General features: G+C 24.2%; 1 protein-coding gene. It reads right to left on the bottom strand.

The window, feature by feature from the left end; all coding sequences use genetic code 11:
• Nucleotides 1-137: 137 nt before the first annotated feature.
• Nucleotides 138-1,067, bottom strand: a complete 930-nt coding sequence (locus OL66_RS03365) for a hypothetical protein (protein ID WP_034172472.1) — start codon at nt 1,065-1,067, stop codon at nt 138-140.
• Nucleotides 1,068-1,299 lie beyond the last annotated feature (232 nt).

The raw sequence follows: 1,299 nt of genomic DNA on the forward strand, positions 1-1,299 counted from the left end.
TTAAGTAATTTAAAAATTATTTGTTCCCCCTTTATAAACAAAAAAGCCAAACTGTAAAGTTTGGCTTTCATTGTCTTTATGCTTTTATATTGTGATATTTCTTAAAAGATATTAAATAAGTAAAGATAGCAATTTATTTATTTTTGATGTTTGATTTTATAAATTAAAATTAGTAAAAAAGCAACTATTAGACCAGTTATAATTATTATAATTGTATAAAAAATTATTGAATTTGTTGTAGTAGTTTTAGTTGTTGAAGCTGCATTTGTTTCTTGTTGATAGTTAATTTCTAGTTCCATTTCGCTTTCATATTCGTGATATTGGTCTTCTTTTGCTAAATCGTATTCTATTTTACAAAAATTATTACTGCCATCTTTGTTTTTTCTAAATTGAAAATCTTTAGGTAAAAATTTATTTTGAAGTTGAGGATTTTTTTGCCAAATAGCTTCACATATTAATTGCTTTCTTTGTTCATCAGTAATATTAGGTGTTATTTGTATTGTTCCTAAATGGGCATTTGTAATAATGTCCTCCAAGTTTATCGTTTTTTTAGTAAAATTAAATTCTATTTTATTGCCCAATATATCTTCAATTTGAAAACTGCCTTGCCATTGCATTTCTTCCGATTCATATTTTTCTTCTAATTGTTCGCTTGCTATTTCAAAATCATCGCTTTGTATTTGGATGTTTGATTCTTTATTTATTTCTTTAAGTATGCCATTTAAAGCAATTATAATATCTTCTTTGGTTAATTGATTATTTTGTTTATAATAACTAAAATCATTGATTGTTCTTTTTTCTAGGGGAAATAATTGTTCGAAATTTTTGGGATTCTTTAAATTTTTTAAAGGCAGATTATTTATTATTTGGGGTTTTTGTTGTGTGTTATTTGCATTTTTTTCAACCCCTACTCCATTTTCCTTTTCTTGGATGTTTTCTAGTTGTTGTTGTTTTCCAGCATAAATACTAATTTGATTGCAAAAATGTATGCCCAATAAAATCATGAATAAAATTAAAGTAAAGTATTTGGGAAACAAACGCATAATTGCTTTGCTTTGGATTTTCATATTACAAATATTTTACTTTTCTATAAATATTAAAGGGTTTCAAAAATAACCCCATTAAAATATTACAGTATAATTATATTTTTTGTGCAACATTTGTATTTATCACATTTTATTATTGTGCCTTTTTCAACAACTTTGCATCCTTTAATTTTATTTTACGCCCCCCCAAATAAAAAAATTTGAATTAAAATATTGTGCCAAAAGTTATTTTTTTGTTTTTTTATGTTTAATT

Origin of the sequence: Chrysanthemum yellows phytoplasma, from assembly GCF_000803325.1 — a bacterium.
Classification (GTDB): domain Bacteria; phylum Bacillota_I; class Bacilli_A; order Acholeplasmatales; family Acholeplasmataceae; genus Phytoplasma; species Phytoplasma asteris.